The sequence below is a fragment of the Vibrio sp. V08_P9A1T1 genome, from assembly GCF_963874405.1.
Lineage (GTDB): Bacteria > Pseudomonadota > Gammaproteobacteria > Enterobacterales > Vibrionaceae > Vibrio > Vibrio anguillarum.
Map to the genome: position 1 here is coordinate 1 of NZ_CAWNIB010000038.1, position 9,865 is coordinate 9,865.

Annotated in this window: 7 protein-coding genes; all 7 read left to right on the forward strand. The window is 44.3% G+C overall.

What is annotated here, in order from left to right:
* Positions 1 to 415: YeeE/YedE family protein (locus AACT21_RS02270; protein ID WP_254917238.1), on the forward strand; the 415-nt coding region annotated here is incomplete at its 5' end.
* Between the two features lie 10 nt (positions 416 to 425).
* Positions 426 to 884, forward strand: a complete 459-nt coding sequence (locus AACT21_RS02275) for a YeeE/YedE family protein (RefSeq protein WP_094164678.1) — start codon at positions 426 to 428, stop codon at positions 882 to 884.
* Positions 885 to 940: 56 nt separating this feature from the next.
* Positions 941 to 1,960 (forward strand): efflux RND transporter periplasmic adaptor subunit, encoded by a 1,020-nt coding sequence (locus AACT21_RS02280; RefSeq protein WP_445285935.1) that lies wholly within the window; start codon positions 941 to 943, stop codon positions 1,958 to 1,960.
* A gap of 1 nt (position 1,961) precedes the next feature.
* Positions 1,962 to 5,108, forward strand: coding sequence for an efflux RND transporter permease subunit (locus AACT21_RS02285; RefSeq protein ID WP_094164680.1), 3,147 nt, complete (start codon positions 1,962 to 1,964; stop codon positions 5,106 to 5,108).
* A 231-nt stretch (positions 5,109 to 5,339) separates the two neighbouring features.
* On the forward strand, positions 5,340 to 6,770 hold the full coding sequence (locus AACT21_RS02290; RefSeq protein WP_094124925.1) for a transporter substrate-binding domain-containing diguanylate cyclase: 1,431 nt from the start codon (positions 5,340 to 5,342) through the stop codon (positions 6,768 to 6,770).
* A 544-nt stretch (positions 6,771 to 7,314) separates the two neighbouring features.
* Complete coding sequence (nrdD, locus tag AACT21_RS02295) at positions 7,315 to 9,435, forward strand: anaerobic ribonucleoside-triphosphate reductase (protein ID WP_026028505.1); 2,121 nt, start codon at positions 7,315 to 7,317, stop codon at positions 9,433 to 9,435.
* 23 nt (positions 9,436 to 9,458) lie between these two features.
* The coding region (gene nrdG / locus AACT21_RS02300) for an anaerobic ribonucleoside-triphosphate reductase-activating protein (protein ID WP_094164681.1) at positions 9,459 to 9,865 on the forward strand (407 nt) is incomplete at its 3' end.

Consider the following 9,865-nt stretch of genomic DNA (forward strand, 5'->3'; position numbering starts at 1 on the left):
GTTTTCTATTCCTTGGGAATCGTTGTTAGGTGGTGTTTTACTAGGGATATCAACTTCACTCATGTTGCTGTTTAACGGCAAAATTGCGGGGATAAGTGGGGTGTTAACGGGATTGATGACGCCTAAAACGCGTGATTTTGCATGGCGTTTGTTATTTGCACTTGGCATGGTAACTGGTGGTGCTATTGCCGTTTGGTTTTTAAATGCACAAGTGCCGCAAACTTTTAACTTTAATAACGGTGTTTTGGCGCTTGCTGGCCTATTAGTTGGGGTAGGCACTCGATTAGGAAATGGTTGCACCAGTGGCCATGGTATCTGTGGTGTTGGTCGACTATCCACTCGCTCTATTGCGGCGACAGGTACCTTCATGGGCGTTGCTGCCATTACTGTGTTTGTACGCCTTCATCTTCTATAAGTGAGTCAAAATGAATCAGATGTTGTTTAGATTAACCTCGTTAGTGGCAGGTATTTTGTTTGGTGCGGGTATGGTTATCTCAGGAATGGCCAATCCAGGCAAAGTCGTAGGTTTTTTGGATGTGGCTGGTGCTTGGGATCCAAGCTTAATGTTTGTGATGGGAGGCGCATTGGCCGTTTTTATGCCGACCTATTTCATCGTTATTAAAGCAAGACAGCAGCCTATAAACGCAGAAAAATTCTGTTTAGCGACGACTCGCAGTGTTGATACCCGGCTTATCTCTGGTGCTGCGATTTTTGGGTTAGGTTGGGGATTAGTGGGCATCTGTCCAGGGCCAGCACTATCAAGCCTTGCACTGGGTAATATTGAGGTATGGCTATTCTTTGTCTCAATGATGGTTGGGCTTGGTGCAACTAATTTGTTGATCTGCATTAAGAATAATAAACAACAGCAAACGCAAACGGTTTAATCTAACTAGAATTCAATAAGCAAGTGGAATCGTAACGATCAACATGAGGGATGGGTATGAAAAGGCGAATTTGGATTGCGTGTATTGCCTTAATCACGAGCGGTTATTGGGCCGTTGGCTATGCTGATGATCGTTATATCGTGACCTATGAGCAGATACCACAGCAGATTGCATTTGAAGGTGTTGTCCAGCCAGTTAACAAAGGGACAGTTGCGGCTCAAACCTCTGGTCGAGTCGTTGGTGTGTATGTCGACGTTAACGATTTTGTTAAAAAGGGCGACGTGCTATTAGAAATCAGCGCTATTCAGCAATCGGCTTCTTTAGACGCATCTCAAGCTCAGTTAACCAGTGCAGAGGCTCGAAATCGTGAAGCTCAAGCTCAACTAAAGCGTTATCGACTGCTGTTTCCTAAAGGTGCGATTTCACAAGACCAAATGGATGGCGCTGAAGCTCAAGCTCGAAGTGCTGCTGCGGCCGTCAAGGCGGCAAAAGCCGCAGTCGTGCAGGCGAAGGAGTCACTTGGATACACCAATATTACCGCCCCTTATGATGGTGTCGTGACGGAGCGACATGTAGAGCTGGGTGAAACGGTGGCTCCGGGTACTGCGCTGCTCAGTGGTTTCTCATTCAATGAGTTGCGTGTTGAAACGGCCATTCCGCAGCGCTATCAGCCTGCAGTCACCAATGTTGCTCAATTCCAAGTTATTATGCCTACGGGCGATAAAATAACCCCAATCGATTACAGCTTATTCAGTTATGCCGACCCTCAATCACATACATTCAAAATCCGTCTTGAACTGCCTCGTGTAGATCAAACTAACAAGTCCGGGCAAGTGATGCCAGGAATGTGGGTCAAGACAGAGTTTAATTATGGTCAACGTGAGGTGATGCTCATTCCTGTTGCCGCTGTGATTCGCCGAGCAGAACTGAGTGCCGTATATCGCATCGTTGATGATAAACGACTGCTAAATCCAGTGCGATTAGGGCAAACCTATGGTGAATATGTGGAAGTATTATCTGGCTTGGAACAAGGCGATACGGTTGCAAGCCGTGTATTTACACAAGTAGGTGAGTAATATGGATAATCGTTTAGGCGTCTCAGGACGTATTGCCAAAGCTTTTCAGACTTCAGCGATGACGCCGTTGCTCGCGATTGTTGGGTTACTGATGGGCGTTTTTGCGGTAATGGTTACTCCTAAAGAAGAAGAGCCGCAAATCGATGTGACCTTTGCCGATGTGTATATTCCTTTTCCCGGAGCTTCTCCGGCGGAAGTGGAAAGTTTAGTGACGAACCCAGCAGAGCAGATCATCTCTGAAATTGAGGGAATTGATAAAATTTACTCTTTTTCACAACCCGATGGTGCGATGATTGTGGCTATCTTTGATGTCGGCGTTCCTAGAAACGACGCCGTGGTTCGTATTTATAATAAACTCTATTCCAATAAAGATTGGATGCCAAAAGGCGTTGGGGTGGGCGAGCCGATCATCAAACCTAAAGGCATTGAAGATGTGCCTATCGTCAGCATTACGTTATCCGATAAAACGGGCACTTTGGACAACCAGCAGTTAACGCAAGTGGCCCATGGTTTAGAAACAGAGCTCAAACGCATTAATGGTACACGAGATATTTATACGATAGGTCGCCACCCTACTATTGTTGATGTACGTTTAGACCCCGTTAAAATGAACAGCTTTGGCATCACGTTAGATCAACTGAATCAGCATCTTCCTGCGGCGAACCACAGCTCTCCAATGTTGAAACTGACGCATGAAAATCAGCAGTTTCCCGTCCAAATTGGTCAGTTTTTAACAAAAGTTGAAGAAGTAAAGCAATTGGTGATTGGGCTGCATAACCAGACACCGATATATTTAGCGGATGTCGCTACGGTTCAATTGGGTGTTGATACATCAACCCAACAAGTTTGGACCAGTGATAAGCAAGGTATTTATCCAGCAGTTACCTTAGCCATCGCTAAAAAAGGAGGCGAAAACGCCGTTCGTGTGGCTGAGATGGTTGAAGCTCGAGTTGCTGAACTTGAAAATCAGTTAATTCCACACGGAATCAGTGTTGAAATCACGCGTGACTACGGGAAAACCGCCGCCGATAAAAGCAATACATTGATCGGTAAATTGATTTTTGCAACCACTGCAGTCGTTATTTTGGTGGTTATTGCGATGGGATGGCGCGAGGCTATCGTGGTCGGTATGGCTATTGTTGTCACCTTGATGATGACACTGTTTGCATCATGGGCATGGGGTTTTACACTCAACCGGGTCTCGCTTTTTGCGTTAATTTTCTCTATTGGCATTTTAGTGGACGATGCCATTGTTGTTGTGGAAAATATCCACCGTCATATGGCGTTAGGTAAGCGCAAGCTGGTGGATCTCATTCCTACGGCGGTTGATGAAGTGGGTGGACCCACAATCCTTGCCACCTTAACCGTGATTGCCGCACTGTTGCCAATGGCCTTTGTCTCTGGGCTTATGGGCCCGTATATGAGCCCAATTCCCATCAATGCTTCGATGGGAATGCTGATTTCATTGGCGGTTGCATTTGTCTTTTCACCTTGGTTAGCGGCCAAGTTTCTTAAGCCTTCATCGCATCAAGCACAATCTCAATCAACTCAAGGCATCTTTCACCGAATCATGAATCCTTTCGTGGTCTCGGCTGCACAAAGACGTAACCGCTTTTTCTTGATGCTTGCGGTATTTGCGCTTATTGCTGGCTCCCTATTACTGCCAATCACAAAGGCCGTGGTTTTAAAAATGCTGCCTTTCGATAATAAATCAGAGTTTCAAGTGGTATTGGATATGCCTGAAGGGGCGTCGCTTGAGAAAACGCAACGCGTTTTATTTGAACTTGGCGCGGTGTTAAATAGCGTGCCTGAAGTCAGTGGGTATCAGATTTACGCAGGTACAGCCGCACCGATCAACTTCAATGGCCTTGTGCGTCATTATTTTATGCGCAATCAAGCCAACCAAGGTGATATTCAGGTAAACCTATTAGGGCGAAAAGAGCGCGATAAAGATAGTCATACGATTGCAAGTGAAGTACGCCCCAAGCTTAATGAGGTTGCCAGCCGATTTGGCGGTAAAGTCAAAGTCGTTGAAGTTCCACCGGGGCCACCCGTTTGGTCACCTATTTTAGCGGAAGTTTATGGTCCGACACATGAGATTCGGGCACAAGCGGCAAGGATGCTACGCGGGATCTTCCACGAAACAGCGGATATTGTCGATATCGATATGTATCTACCGGAAGTGCATCAAAAATGGCAAGTAGTGATTGATCGCAGCAAAGCGTCACACTATCAAGTACCTTATGCTTCGATAGTCGATGCTTTGGCGACGGCCGTCGGTGGAAAGCCGATCACCTATTTGCACAGTGAGCACAGCAAGTACCCAATCCCCATTCAAGTGCAAGCTAGTGAAAATGTCAAAGTCCGATTAGATCAAGTGTTGAACATGAAAGTAGGGAGCACTGCGGGCAGTGCATATCCATTGTCTGATTTAGTCACTATTCGCCAAACTCAAATGGATGACTACATTGTGCATAAAAACCTGTTACCAATGGTGATGGTGGTGGCGGATATGACGGGTGAAACAGACAGCCCCTTATACGGTATGTTTGAAATGGCGTTCAACATCAATGCACTTGGTCTACCTGTGGAACAGTATTATATCCACCAACCTACAGGGTTAAATGGTGTCGAAATATTCTGGGATGGTGAATGGACGATCACTTATGAAACATTCCGCGACATGGGCATTGCCTACGCGGTTGGGATGATCCTTATTTACTTACTGGTTGTCGCGCAGTTTAAGTCCTACCTTGTTCCGTTGATCATTATGGCTCCAATTCCACTGACGATTATTGGCGTCATGCCCGGCCATGCGTTACTTGGTGCTCAGTTCACCGCCACGTCGATGATTGGGATGATAGCACTCGCGGGGATTATTGTACGTAACTCCATCTTGCTGGTTGATTTCATTAATCAGCAGGTTGAAGAAGGTGTGGCATTTTCCGAAGCGGTTATTCAGTCTGCGGCTGTTCGTGCTAAGCCCATCATGCTTACCGCTTTAGCGGCCATGATCGGGGCAGTATTTATTTTAGATGATCCCATTTTTAATGGCCTAGCCATTAGCCTGATTTTCGGCATCTTTGTTTCTACCGTCTTAACTTTATTGGTTATTCCTGTTTTGTATTATACGGTTATGCGTCATTGATCTTTCTGTTCTAACAATTCCCTTGCTCTAACTATAAAAAGGGCGCTGAGTAGTCAGCGCCCTTTTTATCAGCTTTAAAATGTCAGCAGGCAATGGATATTAAAAATGCAGTTTTAAATAGGTAGATTACGGATAAATTCGCTATGATTATAACTAAAGGTGTTTCATAACAAGAAAAGCGGTGCAAGCTTAATCGTGTTTGAGTCAACCAAACTCCCCAGTTAGGAAAACATGAAACTGAAATCTGCGTTATTGATGATATTTTCTCGAGTGATGGCTGTATTGGCGCTGCAGCTTCCAGTCATCGCTTCTACGGCAGAAGTCGGTGAACCGCTCTCCAGCGAGCATGATCTTTCTCAACCTCTGCTTATTACAAGCTCAGCCAAGTGGAAACCGTATTCGTATATTAATAAGCAAGGAGAGCCTGCCGGGATCTTAGTCGATTATTGGAAAGTCGTTGCTGAGCAAAGCGGGTTCGATGTTGAATTTAAACTAGTAAGCTGGAACGAATCACTAGAGCTGGTTAAACATGGGCAAGCCGACGTTCATGCGGGTCTAATTCAATCACCTGAGCGAGATCTGTTCCTCGATTTTGGACCTGAAATTATGGCGATCGAGACGCACGTATTCTTAGATCAACACTTACTCGGTACGGATTTTGACAAAATATTTTCAGGTGAAATCGATATTAAGGTTGGCGTTGTATTGGGTGGCTATGAGGCGTATTACGCAGCTCAATATTTACCTAAATTAAACTTGGTCTACTTTGCCACGAATGAAGATATGTTGTATGCCGCTTCCAGTGCAAAATTAGAAGGGTTTATTAGCGATTATCAAGTCGCTAATCTCTTTATGTTTACAGAAAATAGCCCGAAAAAATATGTGCCAGTTAAGTTTCTCTATTCTGAGCCGTTGCGCTTTGGGGTGAAAGAGGGCAATGACGTTCTTTGGCAGAAGCTCGCAAATGCGACAGATAAGGTATCTGATGCCTCTAAAATGCAGTTATTTAGTCGCTGGATCTACATGGAAACGGTTTACCCAAAATATTTTATCCCGATCATCATTAGCGTAGCTCTGATGGTTCTCTGTATTTACATCTTGATGTTAAGACGCGCAGTCATACATAAAACCATCGATTTAGAGAGAGCAAATCACTTGCTAGAGAAATTGGCGCAAACTGATGAACTAACAAAAATCAGTAATCGCCGACACTTCCAATCAAAGATAGCAGAATTGCAAGGAACTCCCGTCCCCTTCACCTTATTGGTGTTTGACATTGATAACTTTAAGCTAATCAATGATCAGTTTGGTCATGAAGTGGGTGATCAAGCCATTATTCATGTGGTTAGACATGTACAGAGAAAGTTATCCAATAATGACTTTATTGCTCGTTTAGGTGGAGAAGAGTTCGCCATTATTCTTACTCTCTATACCTTTGAAGAGGTCAAATTGAAAGCTCAATATATCTGTCAATCTGTCTATGAAAATCCAATGCGAGTAGCCAGTGATACCATCACGCTCAGTATCAGTTTGGGTGGCGCCTATTACGATCTTGTTCCTGATAAAGTCTCACTTACTGTTGCGGACAGTTTAATGTACCAAGCCAAGTCGGCGGGTAAAAATCGTGCTGTAGTTGTTAAAGTCGATCAATGTGCGGATTGATCATTCCTATTAACTTCATTTCGGCCATCTATTATCACTTGGCTCGCCCGAGGACAGTGTTTCAAGAAAAGCCATTCCAAGAAAAGTATGGATGATGTTTTTTGGCAACGAAATGATCTCGATTAATCATGAAATAGTGTGCTGGAATTCGACATTTCATGTCGCTAATGTGAGACTTTGTGCCCAAGTCGCGAAAGAGGGAATAAAGAGTATTGCTGCTGCTAATTGACATACACATTTTGATTTTAACATCGCAATACCTCACTGATCGAATCCGAAGGCTTAGCCTATCAGGTTCGGTGAAATTTCAAGAGGAAAAATCAAAAATTTGCAATTTTCATCGTTTCTTTTCTAAGTGAGATCTACTACTCCAAGATCGCATTGATCTTGTTCAATGCTCGGTTTTTATTGATCCAAATCAATACCCTGAGTTGGGAGTTTTCGTTAAATGCACCACAATATATTGTGTCAGTCGGATAATAAACTGCTCTATATAGTGTATTTGTGGATAACTCTGTGAGTATGCTAGGGGTAAGGAGAAATGGTGAAACCTATCGTAATCAAACGTGACGGATCGAGAGCCCCGTTCAACCGTGATCGCATTCAATCTGCCGTGGAAAGTGCAGCTGAACATATTGATAAAGAGATCGCTATTTACGCACTCAATGTGGCGTTGGCGGTAGAACTGAAGCTCAAAGATTACGATGAAGTCCATATCGCCGAGATTCAAACCTTAGTAGAGAACGAGCTAATGCAAGGGCCCTATAAAGCATTAGCTCGTTCATACATCGAGTACCGACACGATCGTGATATCGCGCGTGAAAAGCAAAGTGCCTTGACGCAAGAGATTGAAGGCCTTATCGAAGAAAGTAATGCCGATCTGCTCAATGAAAATGCGAATAAAGACGGCAAAGTTATCCCAACGCAGCGTGACTTACTGGCTGGTATTGTGGCGAAACACTACGCTAAAACCCGAATTTTACCGCGTGATATTGTGCAAGCGCATGAAGAGGGTGATATCCACTATCATGACTTGGATTACGCTCCCTTTTTCCCAATGTTTAACTGCATGCTGATTGATTTAAAAGGCATGCTCACTCATGGCTTTAAGATGGGTAATGCGGAAATTGATACGCCAAAATCAATTTCAACCGCCACCGCAGTGACCGCGCAAATTATCGCTCAGGTTGCGAGCCATATTTACGGCGGCACCACCATCAACCGTATCGATGAAGTGCTTGAACCTTATGTGACAGCCAGTTACGACAAACATTTAGAAATAGCAAAAGAGTGGGATATTCATCATCCCGAAGCCTTTGCTATGTCCCGTACAGAAAAAGAGTGCTACGACGCATTCCAGTCACTTGAATATGAAGTCAACACTTTGCATACCGCGAATGGGCAAACTCCGTTTGTCACTTTCGGCTTTGGTCTAGGGACCAGTTGGGCCTCTAAATTGATTCAACAGTCGATTTTGAAAAATCGCATTGCTGGCTTAGGCAAAAATCGTAAAACGGCTGTATTCCCTAAGTTGGTATTTGCCATCAAAGATGGCTTAAATCATAAAGCGGAAGATCCAAATTATGACATCAAACAACTCGCATTAGAGTGTGCGACCAAACGCATGTACCCGGATATTCTCAACTACGACAAAGTAGTTGAAGTGACGGGTTCATTCAAAACCCCAATGGGTTGCCGCAGCTTCTTAAATACCTATGAAGAAGGTGGTGAGCTGATTCACGAAGGGCGGAATAATTTGGGGGTAGTCAGTCTCAATTTACCTCGTATCGCGCTGAAAGCGGGCCGAAATATTGAACAGTTCTACACATTACTCGATAAAAAATTAAAACTGGCTCGCCGTGCTTTAGAAACTCGCATCAGCCGCCTTGAAAAAGTCAAAGCACGCGTCGCACCTATTTTGTATATGGAAGGGGCATGTGGTGTTCGTTTAAAAGCCGATGATTCTATTGCCGATATATTCAAAAATGGCCGAGCATCTATCTCTTTGGGCTATATCGGTGTGCATGAAACCATTACCGCGCTCTATGGCAGTGATACACATGTTTATGATGATAGCGAACTGCGAGATCGCGCGTTAGATATCATTAAATACCTGAAAGGGGCCGTTAACCAATGGGCGGAAGAAACCGGTTACGCGTTCAGTTTGTACGGTACGCCAAGTGAGAACCTCTGCAGCCGTTTCTGCCGTATTGACACCAAAGAATTTGGTGTGATTGAAGGTGTAACGGATAAAGGTTATTACACCAATAGCTTCCATTTGGATGTGCAAAAGAAAGTTAATCCATACGATAAGATTGATTTTGAGATGCCATATCCAGAGGTTTCAAGTGGTGGTTTTATCTGTTATGGAGAGTTTCCGAATATGCAGAAAAACATAGAAGCGCTTGAAAACGTTTGGGATTACAGTTATAGCCGTGTTCCTTATTATGGGACCAATACGCCAATTGATGAGTGCTATGAATGCGGTTTTACTGGCGAATTTGAGTGTACGAGTAAAGGGTTTACCTGTCCTAAATGTGGTAACCACGACTCATCCAAAGTCTCCGTAACCCGCCGCGTGTGTGGCTACCTTGGTAGCCCAGATGCTCGTCCGTTTAACTTCGGTAAACAAGAAGAAGTTAAACGTCGCGTTAAACACTTGTAAGTGATAGTGAGTAACCTGCTGGCATGAATTATCACCAATATCATCCGATTGATGTTGTGAATGGCCCGGGGACGCGTTGTACGCTGTTCGTCTCCGGCTGTGAACATCAGTGCAAAGGATGTTACAACAAAGGGACTTGGTCGCTGCATTCTGGCCACACTTACAATGAGCAACTAGAGCAGCAGATCATCACCGATTTGAACGACACGCGCATCAAGCGCCGAGGCTTATCCTTGTCGGGTGGCGATCCCTTACACCCGCAAAACCTTACTTCTATTTTGCAATTGGTTAAACGAGTAAAGACTGAATGTGTGGGGAAAAATATCTGGTTATGGACGGGATATACCCTAAACGAACTCAGTGATGCTCAAAGACAAGTCATTGAATATGTTGATGTCTTGATTGATGGAAAATTTGAACAGGATAAAGC

Excerpts from the sequence above, each read along its gene's own strand:
- AACT21_RS02285 (WP_094164680.1), top strand. The coding sequence starts at position 1,962 with ATGGATAATCGTTTAGGCGTCTCAGGACGTATTGCCAAAGCTTTTCAG.
- AACT21_RS02280 (WP_445285935.1), top strand. The coding sequence starts at position 941 with ATGAAAAGGCGAATTTGGATTGCGTGTATTGCCTTAATCACGAGCGGT.
- AACT21_RS02290 (WP_094124925.1), top strand. The coding sequence starts at position 5,340 with ATGAAACTGAAATCTGCGTTATTGATGATATTTTCTCGAGTGATGGCT.
- AACT21_RS02275 (WP_094164678.1), top strand. The coding sequence starts at position 426 with ATGAATCAGATGTTGTTTAGATTAACCTCGTTAGTGGCAGGTATTTTG.